Source organism: Bradyrhizobium sp. BLXBL-01, from assembly GCF_051853025.1.
GTDB lineage: Bacteria > Pseudomonadota > Alphaproteobacteria > Rhizobiales > Xanthobacteraceae > Bradyrhizobium.
On sequence record NZ_CP182471.1, the window covers coordinates 1,845,451 to 1,862,806 of the forward strand.

At 56.8% G+C, this 17,356-nt stretch carries 12 protein-coding genes; 8 read left to right on the forward strand and 4 right to left on the reverse strand.

What is annotated here, in order from left to right; translation table 11 throughout:
- Nucleotides 1–258: 258 nt before the first annotated feature.
- From ACNJYA_RS08500 to ACNJYA_RS08520, 5 genes are all read left to right on the forward strand, one after another.
- Nucleotides 259–627, forward strand: a complete 369-nt coding sequence (locus ACNJYA_RS08500) for a nuclear transport factor 2 family protein (RefSeq protein ID WP_439402484.1) — start codon at nucleotides 259–261, stop codon at nucleotides 625–627.
- A 1,494-nt stretch (nucleotides 628–2,121) separates the two neighbouring features.
- Nucleotides 2,122–2,646, forward strand: a complete 525-nt coding sequence (locus tag ACNJYA_RS08505; RefSeq protein ID WP_271623657.1) for a hypothetical protein — start codon at nucleotides 2,122–2,124, stop codon at nucleotides 2,644–2,646.
- Nucleotides 2,643–3,260: a hypothetical protein gene (locus ACNJYA_RS08510; protein ID WP_271623656.1), complete on the forward strand. Its 618-nt coding sequence runs from the start codon at nucleotides 2,643–2,645 to the stop codon at nucleotides 3,258–3,260. Before ACNJYA_RS08505 ends, ACNJYA_RS08510 begins: the two co-directional genes overlap by 4 nt.
- A 2,457-nt stretch (nucleotides 3,261–5,717) precedes the next feature.
- Entirely contained in the window at nucleotides 5,718–6,932 is a 1,215-nt protein-coding gene (locus tag ACNJYA_RS08515) for an EAL domain-containing protein (protein WP_439403399.1), read from the forward strand.
- 1,473 nt (nucleotides 6,933–8,405) lie between these two features.
- Nucleotides 8,406–9,281 carry a TauD/TfdA dioxygenase family protein gene (locus tag ACNJYA_RS08520; RefSeq protein WP_439402485.1) on the forward strand — a complete coding sequence of 292 codons (876 nt, stop codon included), beginning with the start codon at nucleotides 8,406–8,408 and terminating at the stop codon, nucleotides 9,279–9,281.
- A gap of 899 nt (nucleotides 9,282–10,180) precedes the next feature.
- Here ACNJYA_RS08520 and ACNJYA_RS08525 read toward each other — a convergent pair.
- On the reverse strand, nucleotides 10,181–10,462 hold the full coding sequence (locus tag ACNJYA_RS08525) for a helix-turn-helix domain-containing protein (RefSeq protein WP_271519284.1): 282 nt from the start codon (nucleotides 10,460–10,462) through the stop codon (nucleotides 10,181–10,183).
- A gap of 599 nt (nucleotides 10,463–11,061) precedes the next feature.
- Here ACNJYA_RS08525 and ACNJYA_RS08530 point away from each other — a divergent pair.
- The 3 genes from ACNJYA_RS08530 to ACNJYA_RS08540 all read left to right on the forward strand — a co-directional run bounded on the left by ACNJYA_RS08530 (nucleotide 11,062) and on the right by ACNJYA_RS08540 (nucleotide 12,275).
- Complete coding sequence (locus ACNJYA_RS08530) at nucleotides 11,062–11,334, forward strand: DNA -binding domain-containing protein (RefSeq protein WP_439402486.1); 273 nt, start codon at nucleotides 11,062–11,064, stop codon at nucleotides 11,332–11,334.
- A 163-nt stretch (nucleotides 11,335–11,497) separates the two neighbouring features.
- On the forward strand, nucleotides 11,498–11,692 hold the full coding sequence (locus tag ACNJYA_RS08535) for a transcriptional regulator domain-containing protein (RefSeq protein WP_439402487.1): 195 nt from the start codon (nucleotides 11,498–11,500) through the stop codon (nucleotides 11,690–11,692).
- Entirely contained in the window at nucleotides 11,610–12,275 is a 666-nt protein-coding gene (locus ACNJYA_RS08540; RefSeq protein WP_439402488.1) for a DUF2285 domain-containing protein, read from the forward strand. The genes ACNJYA_RS08535 and ACNJYA_RS08540 overlap by 83 nt, the downstream gene beginning before the upstream one ends.
- A gap of 249 nt (nucleotides 12,276–12,524) precedes the next feature.
- On the opposite strand, the gene ACNJYA_RS08545 is transcribed toward ACNJYA_RS08540, so the two are convergent.
- The 3 genes from ACNJYA_RS08545 to ACNJYA_RS08555 all read right to left on the reverse strand — a co-directional run bounded on the left by ACNJYA_RS08545 (nucleotide 12,525) and on the right by ACNJYA_RS08555 (nucleotide 16,033).
- The gene (locus ACNJYA_RS08545; protein WP_439402489.1) at nucleotides 12,525–13,433 is read right to left on the reverse strand and encodes a LysR family transcriptional regulator; all 909 of its coding nucleotides are present in this window, start codon (nucleotides 13,431–13,433) and stop codon (nucleotides 12,525–12,527) included.
- Nucleotides 13,434–13,589: 156 nt separating this feature from the next.
- Nucleotides 13,590–13,871, reverse strand: coding sequence for a helix-turn-helix domain-containing protein (locus tag ACNJYA_RS08550; RefSeq protein ID WP_439402490.1), 282 nt, complete (start codon nucleotides 13,869–13,871; stop codon nucleotides 13,590–13,592).
- 1,910 nt (nucleotides 13,872–15,781) lie between these two features.
- The gene (locus tag ACNJYA_RS08555; RefSeq protein WP_439402491.1) at nucleotides 15,782–16,033 is read right to left on the reverse strand and encodes a hypothetical protein; all 252 of its coding nucleotides are present in this window, start codon (nucleotides 16,031–16,033) and stop codon (nucleotides 15,782–15,784) included.
- Nucleotides 16,034–17,356 lie beyond the last annotated feature (1,323 nt).

Genomic DNA, 17,356 nt, shown 5'->3' on the forward strand with positions numbered 1-17,356 from the left:
GACGATACATTTCTGCATGGTCAGGATCCGCTCCGAAACACGCAGCTCGCCACGCGCAGTTCGCGACGCGGCGCGGCTACTATCTGGAAGGGACGCGTACAGCTATGATCGCGGCGACATTGCCGGCTCATCGTGTGGAAGACCGGCAAAAAGCTGGCGATTCGGAAAAGGAATTTAATCGCCTGTGGACTACGTCGGGCGAACAACCAGCGCGCTGCGCAACCTGAATGTCTTCCATTTGGGGGGCTCTGTTTGAATATGAACGATGTGACGCCTGACGTGCGCGCATTCTTGGTGCTCTGGGCGCAAGCCTTCAACGCTCACGACATCGAGAAGCTGGCAGCCCTATACGCACCTGACGCCGTGCTCTACGGTACAACGAGCCCGGAGCTTCATTCGGGGGCAGAAGAGATTCGCATCTATTTCCGTAACACGGATTCGGTGAGTTTTGAGACGTGGCGTTCAGTCAGATTAGGGGATGGCCTCGTTCTGGTTGTGGGCAATTACGTCTTTTCGCAATCTTCGACAGACGACGTTGGGACGACACCGGCGCGCTTTACCCTCGTACTCTGCCACAAAGACAGCTCGTGCCAGATCTTGCATCATCATTCGTCCCGCAGACCCTGATGGTTCGCTCTGGCGACTTTGACCGAACCGAAGGGGCATGGAACATCAGGTCCAAGCCTTCCCACTATCTCGGATCGCTTGAAATGCGGGCGTGAACCTTCTTCGCACCACAATTGTTACTCTGATGCGAAGGTCAGCATTCTTCCGTGACCGTGGCGTATCTCGCGGCGATCTTACTCCTGATCGCGGCTCGTTCGAGGGTTCTGGCATGTAGCCTCGGAAAAGCGCTTACAGAGTGGGCAAGCAATTGTCGTCCGTCATAGTTGGTGCGTGTCCTCGTCAGAGTTCTCTCTCTCTCTCTCTCTCTCTCTCTCTCTCTCTCTCTCTCTCTCTCTCTCTCTCTCTCTCTCTCTCTCTTCTTTCTCTCTTTCTCTCTTCTCCATGGCTGGTTTGGCGGATCACGACGGCCATTTCTTCTGGTGAGCCTTCTGATCCCATTGTTGTGGCCATCGAGGGCGGGAAAGGATGACCGCAAAGTGCTCTCAGTTCTGGGTGCTGAATCCAAAATGTGTATCCGCCGGTAGGCAAAGCCGAAAGTCCCACCTCGAGGCTGAAACCTCTGCCGCATAGGCGGCGGATCTTACGAAATTGGCTCTGATTGCTGAGGTCGCTCGTCCGATTTACCCAAGCTTACCCCGATGCTCGCCTCAAGCCCCGTGACCAGGCGAGATCATCTGGAATAATGGCGACTAGAAGCAAAGACTGCATCCCATGGCTCTAACCACGTTCTAGTCCGCGAACGCGATTCATTCTCCAGACGCGATCGGAAATGAGTCGGCAGTATCAAAAGGGGCGATGACGAGATTCTGTTTAGTTCTTCCGCTCCGCTGGCAGGCCGGTCGTCTGCTTCCTCCCTAGACTTAGCCCGCTGTTGGAGAAATCCGGCAGCGGCCTTTTTTAAAGTGCCGGCTGCGCCAATTATTCGTGCGTACCTCCCGAGGTAGTTCGCTGAAGTTGGAGCGGGGGGCCATGGAAGTGCGTGCAACTCGCAGCGTTGTTGAGTTTCGTGTTGGCGCAAATCAGTGACGAGATGCTCATCTCGAATGAGCGATTGTCTTTGCCCGCCGTATTACTTCGCCTGCGGTCAGAGAGGCGCCGGAATTCGTCAAAGCATCGCGATAAGTCGACGAAAATATGCCGATCAACTGCGCTAGTGTGCCAGTCAAACTCAATTACTCCGATACAATTTATGAGGTCACAGAGGTCGGCCTGGTACGGCAGCGCGATATCCCTAGGTGTGGTGCAATCTGAACCTTAACGCCGCACCGCAGACGTAGTTGTTGTCATGTTGTAAGTCCACATTTGCCAGGTTGGTATGGGCTATCCTTTTCTTTCGGGCGGGCTGATAAGCTCAGGGGCGATGCTTTGCTACACGCGTCATTATGGCCACCACAAACCGGAAAATCCGCAGGCCGCAGACTAGAGTTCGGCTATTGCGCACTCCGGTCTTGTGAACCTCTCAACATCTAACAATCAGAATTATTGAGGCAAATCATGCCGTTTACTGACGTCGTGCCCGTTGGCACGTCAGAAGACAACATTCTCGAAGTCCTGGAAAGTATTAAGGACGAACTCGAGTCGGATTCGAGGCTGGTTGAGCGCTGCCGAAGTCATGTTCCTGCCATGCAGGTCATGTCGCGAGACGAATCAACGATTCTGATCAAAGGCACATTTGACGAGGGCCTGCGAAAAATGATGCTCGCGCTCGGCAGAGATCCTTCATCGATTGAATTCGAGGTATCTATCTCGTTGTCGTCCGGCACGACCTTGGTTTACACGGCAAGTGATGCTCGCAGTATGGCTAGTTCTCGGGCAATCATGGAGCATATCGAGCGGGAGCTGGACGGTATTCTCGACAAGTTCTTCAGCAAAATAACTTACAACGCGCGCAAGGCCCGCGCGAAGGAGTACATCAAGAAATATCTCCCCAAAAAGCTCGGGCCGATGATCCGTGCGCTGGATCTTAACGGTGAACAGGGAACCGTGAAAAAGGTTGTCACGGTCATCAGCCGTAAATGAACGCATTTCCGAACGATTGGTTTTTCATTCGACGTATGCTCGACACGATCGGCTCGCGAACGCTCTTCGTGTACGTCTACGGTGCCACGTTCATCACTTGGTTCATTGGTGTCGTTCAGAGTTGGGGCTTCGATTTGAGGTTTCCACATCAGTGGATGCTGATGTTCCTCTGCGGCCTTTGCTATTTCGCAGCCGCCCGAATCTACCAGACCTGGGGGCCAGGCGTGGGCAGCCCGGATTATGCTCAGCTTTATCTGCAAGAGACTGACTTTACGTCCCGGATCAAGGCAGCTTTGGAATCGCGTATCCGTGCGGAAACCGAAATAGATGCAGCAGAGTACGGCAGTTTGCTTAGGAAGATTGGCTCCTTAGATCTCGTCCAAGGAGATAGAGAGGCAATTCTGCGCCATGTGAAGGATACTTACATAGGCGCTCGCGTGATTGAGATCGTCGCAAGGGAGTATGGATCGATATTGAAACAGTCGAGTGCGACGGGCCGACTAACGCAGTTTCGGCAGGCCCAAATATTCTGCTATGGGCTTATATACCTTTCCATTGCTCTCTCTGCTGCCAACTACGCGATCACGATCTGGAAGGTCGTGTCTAAGGCGTAGGTGACCATCTTCCTTCAGGCCAAGAGATTCGCGCAGCACACGTGCGAACTCGGCTGCGACTTGCGGCGTAACTTCCTTGGCCCCCACTCTCTCCGCAGCCCGCAGGATTGCCTTGGTATCCCTGTCCATCCGTCCCCCTGGGCTCAATTGTCCCGCAACTGTTGGACGCAGTACAAATGAAGGGTAAAAAGGCGAATCGCTGCCTTGACCTCCCTATTCTGCCACTAAATGTTGTAAAAACTGATTACCTTGGGTGCAGATATGGGGAATGAACAGGTTTTTAATGTCAAAGCTGCAGGTCGTGCACCAACGCTTCGAGGCCCAGCTCGGGCCAGGTCAGTCCAAGGTTGCAGGAAAGCAGCTCTGGCCTTGCTTAACGTGCTTACGACGGGCTCACGATGATCGACCACGCCCTGACGCGAGAGACCCATTGCCCTTGGCAGCGCAGGGACGAACCTGCAGAAGCGCACGCAGGTTTGAGGAGGCGGCCCGGCTCGGCGGAAGGTCGGCGGTAGAGGCGCCGACACCGTAGGTCGACGGCAACGCATCCCTCATAAAGCCTTTGGACACTCGATAAGCGCTCGGCACCATTCGATCAATTCTGATCGCATGACGGCAGGCCGCCGGCGGCAGCATCATTGGTTTTCCTTGCCCCGAATGACTGTCCGCGATTGCTGTTGCCAAGCAGCGACACACCAAACTTCATCAGCCCGGCCGCACAGCTCTCGACGTCCTGCGCTTTCCTAGCAAAGCCGACATTGAGTAGGCGAACACCCGAGCTCCGGCGGCAAAACGAGGTCTATGTGCGCCTACCCGCGCTTGGCCCCGAACGCCGGGGATCAAGGGCAGTGGTTTGGAATACGCCAACGAAGTTCAAGGCGGTCGATCCTGACACGCTCAATATAGCGAGAGGCAAATGTTGATTGAAAGGACGCGTTAATGCGAGACAAGGTGTGAGACGAGCTGAACAGGATACCCTGACGCGCAAGACCAAGTCCCCAGAAGGGCTCACGGATCAGTGTCGCACAGCCCGCTACCGACCGTTGCGTCGCATCTTCGCGCGGTCGCCGCGAGACTGGTCATGCCTCTTCAGCGCACGCCCAAATGTTGGCGGTGTTCTGGACACAAGTACCAAAATGCCGCAGCGGCCGGTGCAGTGTGCAGCGCCCCGTCGCCGCTTGGCTGCCACGGGGGCATCCCAACTATTATCCACCACATCGGCAGTGATGAGGCGTAGCCCAAGCAGCGGACATCGTGGTGAGGCGGCGCGGTTGTCAGCGCCAGTTTGGGTCGTATCCGGCGCGGCGGAGCCTATCAGAGCGCTTGGCCAAAAGTGAGAATGTCGGCTGCGAATAGCCCGGCCTGAGTGTGGCTAGTGCCCTCGGCAGAGCGGACGCGTGAATATCCGCTCGCCAATCTGGCTCGCGGGCTTCAACAAGCCTGCTCCAGGCAGGTAGCAGATCTCCAAAGGTTATTCTGGAGGTCATTTTTGTGACCGGCATGCAACTTGCTGAAAGATCCGAAGGCGAGCGAGGCTTTGTGACAAGCAGTGACATCATTCGCCAATGTCGCCAACACGGCACGCATCGTGAAGATTGTAAGAGACGGCGCAATTGTGAGGATGCTGACAAACGCTAAACATGCCGCCGCCGGGGTCCACGACGCGATCGCGCGTTTGGTCCGCCGGGTCCTGCGATTTCTTAATCGACTTTCAGAGCAAATTGCGCCATTCGGGCCAATCGATCCGGGCCTCGATGGGGCGCCCCGTGAGCCGCCAACAAGCCATCCGGCAGGCGGTCTGAATGGCACACCTGGACCACAAAGCGCCAAGCTCATCGAAGCAGCCGTACGACCCAATAGAGCGGATCGAGGGAAGTAAGGCCAACGACAAACCGTTTCACGCACACTCGGAGTTTCGGATGGATCATCAGGTTTGCCCTGTGCATGCGCCTGCTTCAGCATTTTTAAGATGCCGGTAAGACGCCGCCTAAGTTCGTGGTGGATCTGTTCCGGCAAGTGTTCGCCAAGCAAGAGCGCGATGCTTACGCCCGTTCCATTTTGATCGGACAGAAAGACAAAGCGGAGTGCGGCCCCTTTCCGCCATCGGTTGTAAAGGCGCTATCGGGCAGGCGGCCGCGCTGCCGCTGCCGCCCTGGCTGCCGTGCGAGGGGCAACCTCACAATCGAGGACAGCGGGCTCGGGCTGTAGCGCAACGAGTTAATCAACCTGCGGTTAGCAGAGATTGACCAACGGCTTGCTTGAAAATTCAAGAGCGTTGAGTGAGTGCGATGGCGCCGGAGGGGACAACGTAAACATTTTGCAAAGCGGGACTCGACGATTTTACGAATGAAGGCTGCTTTAAGCTTACCTGGACTATTCAACAATCGTGCTGAACCTCTCCATATTTTAGCCGGCCCCGCCGTTAACACACCGCCGCGAAACGGGGAGTGGTTTGCGATGGACAATGTGATTGGTGAGATTGCGGGACCGAGGCTGAAGACGTTCGGGCAGCGCAAGATGACGCCGCGCGTATGCGTGGTGGACAGCAAGCGCCATCTGCGCGCTTTCATGAGCGAGGTGCTAGAGGATCTCGGCTTCGTCACCAGCGAATGCAGTAGTGCGAGCGAGCTGCGAGCTATACTGGCCGCCGATCTGCCGGACCTGGTTCTGCTTGGCATTGGCGCCGATCGCGTCGAGCCTGGCCAATTCCTGGAAGTTCTCGTACGCACGGGATTCCAGGGCAAGGTTCTCGCTGTCGGCGCGCGAGATTCGATTGTCGTGAAGGCGGTGCAGCAGGTCGGCGGAGAATATGGACTTGGAATGCTGCCGCCGCTCACGACGCCCTTTGCGGCCGACACACTCCGCGAGCGCGTGACGATGCTGCTGCCCGAGGAGCCGGCCCCGAGCCCGGCGGTGCACGTCGGCGAGGCGCTACATGGGGGGTGGCTCGAGCTGTGGTATCAGTCGAAAGTTGACGCCCGCTCGCTGGTTCGCCGTGGTGCCGAGGCGAAGGTGCGCATGCGACACCCGACCTGGGGCGTGGTCCCGCCAGCGTATTTCATTCCGGAGGGGCATGACCCATTTTTCTGCGAATTGTCCGAGTTCGTGATCGAGCGCGCCCTGCAGGACTGGCATTATCTCTTGGAACGGCAGACCGCGGTCGATCTATCGATCAACCTGCCGGCACCGTATCTGAGAAAGCCGCAGGCCGTCCGCGACCTCTGCCGCCGGATGCCGATGCATCCGGCCTTTGGAGGGCTGACGATTGAGATCGCCAGCAATGAGGCGATCAATGATCTCGAGTTTCTAGCCGAGATCGCTCGCGAGATGAGCTTTCACAATATCGGTCTATCGATCGACAATCTCGGCGCCAATTGGCCGGAGCTGATGGGACTGGACAGGATCCCCTTCATTAAGCTGAAAGCCGGCCGGCAATTCGTGGCCGGCTGCGGCAATGACCAGCTAAAACGCACGGTGTGCCGTCACATCGTCGAGCTCGCACAGGGCTACGGCGCGCGCGCCGTCGCTGAAGGCATCGAGAGCGGGGCTGATCTGGCGACCGTGAGCGAGCTCGGTTTTGACCTCGTCCAGGGCTATCTGTTCGGCAAGCCGATGCCGCTGAAGAAGTTTGCTCAAGCCGCTTTGACGCCGACCATGATGCAGCAGGAGTGAGCGGCGACGGCTTACATATAGCGCAGCGCGGAGAACACCCGGACGACCAACAGCGTTGCCGCGACGACTATAGATGTGATGTAGCGCGCACTGAGATCATACGTCCATATGAAATTGGGCGGGGGGCTCGTGGAACAGCTTCTGTTCGTGCGACGGCTTCAGTCTGGAGACGGTGATCACCTGAAGCGGGATGGGGCTAGTCTGAATCGATTTTGGAAATCGAATCAGCGCGTTCCGATTCACCGTGCTGGCCGGATAGGAAGCGGGCATGAATGAGCAAGCCATATTCTCTGGGTTTTCGAAAGGGCGTAATAGCCGCGATTGAGGACTGTTGTCCCACAATCGGGCCGCCAAGCAGTTTGGGGTGGCCGACAGCACGGCGATTGGCTGCTTGTTTAGACGCGCGCGATGAGACCGGCAGCGTTGAGCCCGGCGAGATCGGTGGCCCAGGCCAAAGAGGATCTCGGGCGAGTATGCTGAAATCGGCGGCTTTGATTTGTTGCGACAGTTAGACCGATAAGGAATAGATCCCGGCTTACGATCTGTAGTCCGGCGTGGCATTCAGTGTCGCGCTTATGGCAAGGCAAAATAGCCGTCCGAAACTTGCGAGGTCTAAAGGCGCAGAGACGCGTTACTGTCTCTTCGGCGTTCTGTTTCCGTTGTGTGGGCTCAACTGCCACGAAGCCAAACAACATGCAGTCCGTAAGAACCATTGAAGTCTTCAGGCGGACCAAACGGAGGTCATCGCCGCAACAGCCTGAAATTGCTGCCGACTACAAGTTTCGAAAATTGAGGGATTCAGTCCGTGGTTAAGATGCCTCGGAAGTTGCATCGTTCTCCTTTTACGCTCCTGCCGATAATCCAAGCCCTGGCAGCAAGTGATCAAGCTCATCAAACAAGTCGTGCATTGAACAACTCCAAATCGCAAAAAAATGATCAAGGTACCCGTTGAAGTAGCTGCTATCGTTATATACTATTTGAGGTAGATATTGTTCTCGAGGCGGTGGGTCTTGTCCGCTTCGCGAGCGCATGCAGCGAAACAGTTCCGATCTCTTCGCATGAGGTCGCACGGGTTGAATGGGGAAGACGCAGTTGTTGTTCGAGGATTTTCCAAGCATCAGTTCTGAGACAAGGCGAACCTTGCGCAAGCTCGAAAAGAAAGCTGGTTTCGTTTCATGGACTGGACATGGATTGCGTTTATGATCTGCACTGTTGGTTAGGCTGCAAATCGACGTGGTGGCCTTATATGCGAGTATTCTTTGAGAACGGCAATGGCTGTGTCGGCACGCAGAGGAACGTTGGATTCTAAAATACTGGTGGTGTGTGTCAGGGGGCGGCCGCTTGATTGAACACTAGTGAGCACGCTCAGACAATTCGGATGCGTATTATCAAGATTGTCTTGCCGATTAGTCGCCAACCACCGCCGCGGAGCGTGTTTAGACAGCAGGGAGAGGCACCGTCATGAGTGGAACTATGGCTGTTGATAGCGTTATTCCGCGGGCAAACATCGTCAAGCACGGGGATCGGCTTGGTGCCGAAATCAAGAACATCACGCTGTCTGACGATTTGCCTGACGATGTCATCGTAGCGTTCCGCCAGCTGCTGCTAGAGCATAAGGTCATCTTTTTCCGTGATCAGCGGCATCTCGACGATGCCCAACAACAGCGTTTTGTTCTGCGACTCGGCTCGCTGGCACGGAATTTGACAATGGCGGACACGATGGGCGGTTTAGCGATCCCGCAGGAGCTGCCTGATCGCGCCTGGAGTCGTCTCAATCACATGGACGATGAGCGCGTCCGCACAGCCATCTCGGTGCTGCGGCTCGCAGCGGTCCCGCCTTCTGGCGGCGACATTGCTTGGTCGAGCAGGGCGGCTGCTTATCTCGATCTTCCCTATCCTTTGCGGATGCTCGCAGATAATCTCTGGGCTGTGAGCTTCGGGGTATCTGATCTCACTGCGACAGAGGGAACCACCGAAGCCAGCAAGCGGCCTTGGTGCGGCGTATCCACAGGAACGATATACGAAACGGCATATCCGATTGTTCGTGTTCATCCCGAGACTGGCGATCGTATGCTCTCGCTCGGTCGTTCCATACAAAACTTCGTCGGCCTGCAGCGCTATCCCAGCCAAAAACTGTTTGAACGGCTGCAGTCCTATCTCATCGCGCCCCGGAATACGCTGTGCTGGAAATGGAAATCAGGCGACGTCGTAATCTGGGACAATCGCGCGACCGAGCCGTACCCCGTCAGCAAATCCAGCAACCCTTACTGGATGATGGACCAGCTTGCGATTGACGCCCGCGTACCGCACGAGAAGAGCTCAAAACCGAGGGCGGCAAAGGCGGCCTGACATTGTCCACATCTCCCGGATCATGTGAGACGCCCGGAGACCCAAGTCCAAGTTGCGGCCCTGCAATGTCACGGAGCCGCCCGTCTTGTGCGCGAGGACGGCTAACGGGCGCAGCTGCTAAGCTTCTTCCAGCCCTAACGGCATTAATCTCAGGCATCGTCTCTGCTCCGCCGGTCAAACCGATGGCGCTGCATTTTTGATGATCTGATGCATCCGTTGGCTCTAGCTCCGCGAGCAGCTCCCTTTCATCGTCTCGGGATAGTCAGGCCCGAGGTCGCTCACACCCAATTCAGACAAATTCGCCAACTGGCGAGGCGCCCGATGGAAGTGATTCACATCGTGCCGCCCCGGCAGAAACGATCCCGTGGCGATCGCGCCGGCGTCTTAAGTGTCGAAGAACAAGCCCTCAATCGAGCCTTCCAGGAGGCACTAAATTGCGCCCCTGCAAGCGCATCGCAACTCACCGATCTTGGGCCAGCGGAAAGGGCTCATGGTCGAGCCGTACATCAGCTTAATCCTTCGCCCGACAGCTCTGAGGACGACTCTGCCCCCATGCTCTTACGCACCAAGGTAGCAAGGCCTTCTATGCCCTTGCAGAAGTCTTTCAATGGGACCATTGCGATCACCTGAGGCCTTGCTGACAAACCGACCAAAGCTCTAACCGGACTTTTCGAAGACTTCCGTTTCAAGCCACCGTCGGCAGGATTACGCGAGCAGCGCAGACCCTCAGTTCGAAGATGCTTGGCTTTATAGCAGGCCGCTCCCAGGGAGGCCAAACGGAACCCTGCTGGCAGTACATCGGCTGGAGGAGGAGATCGGAATCATCGGATATAGATTGATGAAGCACGTGGGCCGCTCCGGCTCGATTCCGCCCGACCCTTAGCGACGTGGCTCAATAATCACGTCTTGTTTCGGCCAAGCCGTGCCGGCTTGCGCCCTCTGGACATCGGCTTGGGCGGCATTGCGCCTTTAGCTGGCTGTGTGAATAATTCCGACAAGTGAATACCCAAAGTCGTGGCGATGCGTTCCAAGAGATCGATAGTCGGGTTCTCTTTCTTCTGCTCGATGCGCCCCATGTATGAGCGGTCGATCCCGGCATCATAGGCCAATCGGTCTTGCGGAATGCCGCGCTCGACGCGGATCCGGCGCACATTCCAGGCCACAAGCGCACGAGCGTTCATGCGCAGAGGCAGCCATTCCGATGATTATGAAACCACTGGTTATAGCCAGACTATTACAATAAGCTGGGACCCAGCAGTGGCTGTCCTCCCCAATTGCCCGAGAAATCAGGCAATGGTGAGGTGCTGACGCGGGTAGCGCGCTCCGTCTTCTCGTCAATCATCGCAAGCGCTGTGGCGCGGGCAATAGCTTGCGACTAGCAGCAGAGAGGGCCACCGCGCTCGGAAGTACCTGCGCTGTTTTCGGTGCGCCGCGACTGGATAGGATGAATGTTCAATTAGAGCTCGAAAGGGAAACGAATATTCTCCAGCTGGCAGGTTCTGGTTATTGCCTTTCACACGTCTGACCGGATCGTCACCACGAAGCACCATGACCTTCCACTAGAAACAGCAAGGACAACCTAGTTGCGGCGGTGTGGACTGCGATGAAAGGAGAAAGCGCAGCATGAAGCCAACAGGCCAATGTGAGCCGATATGCGATTGCGTCTTGGCGCGAAAAGGAGATTGGCGTGCGACCATTGGGTAGGTACCAAAGCGACCTGAAATTAGTTATCCTCGCTTTGATTTCGGTAGATTTTTCAGCTGGGTAGGAGTTTTAAGCAGTGCCGGCCGAGCCGAAGATCGCAGAATTGGCGCCCAGCGTCGACGAGCTCACGTCCTACGACAAGGAGCACGCCGTTACCTACATGCGTCTTCTTGATGCCGACGCTGACAAGGCAGATTGGCGTGAAATCGCGCGCATCGTGCTTGGGCTTGACCCGACCGTTGAACCGGACCGAGCCCGACGTACGTTCGAAAGTCATCTGACGCGCGCCAAGTGGCTAGCGGGCAAGGGCTATCGTGATCTGCTACGCAGCGGTTGGCCAAGAAAATGATCAGCGCGGATGTCGAGGTCATCGCAATCCTCGCAATCGCAAAAGTTGATTGTTCCATCAATTAGTTGTGTGGGAGACGCGCACAGGATACGCAAGCAGCCGGAAAGCGCCACAATCATCGGCTGCATTTGCCCGCGTCTGAAGATTATGCGGGAAAGGTGCTGTGGCAGATACCGACTGGAGATCTGAGGAAGCGTACAGCGGGCTGAAGACGGCAGATGCTGCCGACCTGGCCTGGGAGTGGCTGCGCCGGGATGGCGACTACCAAGAGGACTATGAGCGGTTATCTCGCCGCGAACGTTCAAGCGCGGCGGCGGGCGAGTTCCGACGCAAGTGGGGGCTCTCGTTTTCCTGCTGATCCGCAAAAGACCTTCGATAAGCAAGCCGTCTTTTGGGCGCCTGAGGTGCTGCCGACCGTACTGGGTGTGCGGGCGGCTGGCCGCATTGGCCCCAAAACTTATCAGCTCGATTTGAACAATCTGCCGGGCGGCGAGCTTCGCCGTGCGCCGGATGGATGGCATGCGATCGTGCCGCTCGGGGGCACGAAGCATCGCCTTTGGCTAAGAGAGCTTCCGCGGAGCGGATATGCTGTCGCCGTTGATCTGCCACTCGATGCCGATTTCGAGCTTCGCCTTCGGGCCGCACGTCGATTTTGGCTTGCCCTTCAGCGTCGGGCGCTCGGAGATGCCCCACTTGCTTTGCCCGCGTTGAAGCGGCGTCGGCTGATCCTGGCGTTGCGCGCAGTGGACGGATGGCAGCAAGGAAATAGCTATCGCCAAATCGCGCAAGGCCTGTTTGGAAGGAATCGTATTGCCGAGCGCGCCTGGAAAACAGACGATTTGCGCAGCCGAACCATTCGACTTGTTAAGCTGGGGCAGCGGCTCATGCGCCTACGCTGGCGCGCATTGCTCGACAAACGCAGGGGCATGGACGACAAGTAGTGGGTTGCGGCGCCATAAATGGCCTTACATTCCGTGCTGCCAGCCAATTCTTCTGCTGACTGTCACGATGGTGGATAGGATAAAGTCCTTGCGCTCCGATATCTCATTGTTGCTATCTTCATTGCTGCAACAGAGCGGCGCTACTTCCTTGGGTTTTGCGGATTAATCCTTGAATAGTTTTCCTAAACTGAGCGCTCTCGACCTGAGAGCATTGATCTCTTCTGCATCGGATTGAGGGTCTGCTAGACCTCAGGCCGCCTGCGCAGGTGCTACCTTCTTGCAAAGACGAGCCAGCCATCGGCAAAAAGAATGTGCGATCTCCGGGTGCGCGCTGCGATCTACGGCATAGGCCCGATATCGCATGCCACTTGGAGTGCGGGTGCCAGGGATGATCTGCAAAGCGCCCCCTCTGACCAGATCTCCGACGATGATTTCCGGCGCGACAAGAAGGCATTTTCCCGTCATGACGGCCGGCAGAGCAAGATAGTTGTGATCATACCTGGCGCCCACTCGTATGTCGCTCGAAGACAAATTCATGGCCCTCAGCCATGTCGGCAGGATGTCGGGACGGGATGTGACGTTCAGTATTGGGGTTGTGCGAACGATCGAGAGCTCTCTGCCTCCGACCAGATTTGGCGGGCCGACGCACACGAGCTCCTCTTTGTAAATCTCCCAACTGTCGGCGGGTTCGATGACGGAAAGATCCCGTGTAATCAAAATATCGAAGTCATCCGAAGATGTCGGGTGCGCCAGCGAGCTGATGATGTCCACGATAACGCCACCCGCTTCAGAAGAGAAAGCCTGCAGATTCGGAATAAGGATAGAGAAAGAAAAGGTCGACAGTGACGTGCGGACCACGATCCGATTCGTTCCCGCGCCTGCACGGCGTCGCATTCTCTTCGCGGTGAAGCTGACGGTTTCGAGCGGTTCAGACACTGCATTTGCGAATAGCCTTCCGAACTCGGTTAAATCGCTGCGCCGTCCACGCCGCTCGATGAGATCAGCACCCAGATAATCCCGCAGTACAGCCAAATACCGGCTGACCGAACTTTGCGTTGTCCCCAAAGTGGTGGCCGCGCGCGTGACGCTGCCTTCGCGGGCGACCGTCACAAAAGCCCGGATGGCATTTAGAGGAACTTCATCGTCTCGAGCCGCCATTGTCTGCTCCGGCGCCAGAATCAAAGCCCATCACAATATTCGATGCCCATAGCCCGATCGCTGCGTATCAGCGTCCGAAACGCATAAAATCCTTGTGAGCGCGATACCTGCGCCGGTAGCGCACGACATCAGTGTCTCAGATAGTGTTTGTCAGACTTAAGTCCTTTTGCCGCGCGCCGGCTTCGGCTTGCGGCCTTTAGGTAAGGTTGCAGGTGGCGGGGCGCCCTTGGATGGCCGAACAAACAGTGCGGAGACAGCTACGCCGAGCGTCTCGGCAAGGCGATCAAGAAGATCGACTGTCGGGTTCGCTTCTTGGCGCTCAAGTCCGCTCATGTAGGAGCGATCAACTCCTGCATCGTAAGCCAATTGCTCCTGCGGAATACCGCGCTGGACGCGGATCCGGCGCACATTGTAAGCCACAAGCGCACGAGCTCTCATGCGCAAAAGCAGCCATTTCGACGATCATCAAACCACTGGCTATAACCCTCCTAAAAACGTCACCGGATTGAGGGTAGGCGTGCCACCGTATCGCCCTTCCCGGACGCTACGTAGCGGCCCGCACATGCGCCGGTATGTCGACCGTCTTTCAATTCGCGGCAGCGCAGGATTTCCGGGCGCTGGCCGAAGCTCACCCGAACTGCTTCTCCCTTGGCAGCGGTTCGATTCCGCTACCCAATTCGCACGAAGGGCCTCGAGGCAAACAAAGATACTGACTGACACAGGCGATGTTCCTCCATTCATCGAAATGGAGTTGCAGCTCCGATGAAATGAGCCGGCGTTGGCGATCGCAGCGACAGCTGTTCAGCCATCTTTACAGTGGTCTTTATCCCCGGATCAGCGCAGACGGCGGGTTTCAGGGACCCTAATATCGTCCTTCTCTGGACTCAGAGAATTTAGAGTACTGATACAACATCTTTGTACGTCCCGCACGCCGCCATCAGCTGAGACGGAATTTTAGGATCTCCCGTCCGATGACGCACGTGTTGTGTCAGCGCGCTCAAGAGGCACGCCGGCGAACTCTCTTGGCCGAGGCTCAAGGAGCGCCGCCGGTCGGGTTATCAGGTATAACGGCCAGTTCAAAATCAAAGCCGTACGGCAACTCGTAAACTACTTTGGCAGCAGCCATTGACTGCACAAGAGTGGCGTCCAGCGAGCAAAGTCTCGGAGTGTCGACTTGGAACGCGCAGGCGATACCGGAGGGCAAGCGGTGAGACGTCGCGAATTGGACCCGCCAATATGAAGCCGACCAGATGCCACGCGTATCGCTACACATATGTATGAGCCGGAACGAATTGGGATTTGGCGTGCGGTTGAGACTAGCTGAGAAGTTTCGGCTTGGGCGTTGTCCGGACCATTCGGACGCCGCGGGCCGGCACGTCAGAGGTCACTCAGCTGAAGAGTTCGATGTTGCCCAGCGGTGCCAAGAGCGACGAGGCTGTGAGGAAAGCGTTGTTGCAGAACACGGAGAGCAGCGCGGACGCGACTGGCGCCATGTCCGATGCTGCATCTGCCAGCCGCTATGCTAGCGAAGCTAGCGGGTGGCTCGGCGATCGGGTAGTGAACCCTGAAAGTGCTGATCCTGGCAGATGCCGCAAGACAGCCAAAGCTGGCCCCCTTCCTCCCGTGAGGGTCAAGCCCCTCACGGCGCTACCAAGTGGTGTTTTTGAGAAGTACCGCAGGGCCTAGCTGGACTGGTGGGCAAGCCATCAATGACGACGTTGTCCCTAGCGTGCCAGGGGCGAGAAAAAGGTAACGGCGACGTGACTCGGCGCTCGCAATCCTGAAAAGCGCTGTCCCTGCCACGCGCCGCTAACTTTGGTGGCAGCCTTGCCCGGTTCGGTATCCACCCTGACACTTTGCCCCCCTATAGGGCGCTGCCAAGTTGTAGGCTCAGAACGACTGCCAATCACCGACCTGAACTGGTCAGATCGGAAATTGTAAGGTGGTCCGCTGCGTTGCGAACAAATTGGAGGCATGCCAAAGTTGCGCGAAAAAGGGTTCCACCCTGCCGCTCATGAGAGAGCTAAGAAAATTGGCGGGGTCACACGGGAGGAGATGGAAGCGATCACTTGAAAGAGTACCCGCTAACTTCCATACTATCAGCCTCCATCGGCAAAAACTGACGACGGGGTCGGGAAACCCATGACGCTCCTGCCAACGGGTGGTGGCTCAGCCGCCGGAAGCAGCGCTGGCGCGACTCGGCGCCGATCGATTGGAGCAGATCGGGCGCTATTCCGGCCGCGTCTGCTTTGCAGATTGAGGTTAGCAGGACGTGACTCGGCGCTGTCCCATTCTGATAAAGCGCTGTCCCTACCACGCCTCGCTAACCTAACGGCTCTGTACTCAGGCTAGCTTTCCAAAAGCTGACGAAAGCCGTGCAGCAATTCATAAACGAAAAGCAGCTCTTGCAGCCGCTTGCCGACATGCTTAGTGAATAGCGTCATAGAGATTACCTCGCGCAGCCAAAAACGAAACCGATCGCTCCCAAGCCTGGCACAGAGTATTTTCTGTTCGGTATAGGCGGGGCAAGTACAGACTTCAACGAATCCCGTCATCGCGACCAGAAAATTGGTCTTAGTGCATGCGTATTCGCACAGCATGATAATGCATGCTAGCCTGTTCAGTTGAAGGATCGGCCTCAGAGAGTGAGTGGTGCGCGCCAAATTCGTATTCGCTTAGCCTGAATCTTCGTGAATGCCGCATCAGGCTGCGCAACGTGCTGTCGACCGTACCGGACCAGTGTTGTGGGCGGGCAGCTTTGCCGTATACCTGGCTATATCGCGTGTCCAATCGGTTAGCTGGTCGGCCGGCGAGTTGTTCAAATGACGAATACACATTCGTTGACCGCATCCCCCACAGGGGCAGGAAGTCACAGTGGATCACCGTCTTCAAATAACGGTCCAGTCGCGAGGAGCGGGTTCATCTCGAACAAAGCTCAGGATCGTCAACCGGCCATCGATGAGTCGAGGCGAAATCACATGGCTCCGGGCTCGCGCCGTCAGAGCCTACGCCGTTTTCCGAGGTGCAGTCAACGCCATCGACTTCGATCGGTTCGATGCTCCGGCATCGGGTCTGCGAACGCGCGCCACCGCGTAGCTATCGCTTAAGAGTGCTGTCAATTGTTACTACCAGATCTGGGTGTTTGGGGAAGCAGTACTTGCATCAGAAGGTTCGGAAAGGTCGGGTGCACATATGCGTGTTCCCATCAAGCATCGAGACGCGCAATGCCATGGCAAACATGAACCTCAGCTCCCAATCCTTTGCCGACGCATGCGCGCGACAGCGGACCGTCACCGACCAAAAACTTACCAAAATTAGAGCACTGGTCCCGAGACGTTCAGGTTTCCAGATGAGACGTGTCATGAAGCGAATAGCGCGGGTCGCAGCAGCAATAAAGCGCGCTCGGGCACTCTCTGATCTCGACCGGTGCTGCGCAATTTGGTGGCTCTATGGCCTCCATTTCGGCATCAACTGCGACGTGATGTTGGGCTTGCCGCGGTCACGACCGCCCAGGAGAGATCCCGCTGCGGCATTTAGGACTCGTGACATCGGCCACCTTTCATGCGAGCGCTGGCACTGTCCCACCAAACTTGCCACCAGGTTGCGCGTTGGCTGGCGGGCCAAAAATCGCAACCTAACGCCACACATCTCAAGTCCTTCCCAGCCCACTAAAGTCGTAATCACATCTAGTACCGGCGGACTGCGCGGGGCACAAATGGCGCCTGGAAATACGTGAGCAGACCGCACAAGCCTGTTGGCAGCATCAGCAGGCTGAGAGTTGTGGCGTGGATGATGCCGCTCATGCAGTCCAGCATCTTTGACCTGACGGGCCCCTGAGCGGAGATCGGCCAATCGGACCGCTTGATTTGTGAAGTCTGCCGATCGGGAGCAAGGACGCGACGCTCGCATTTCACCATTGACCT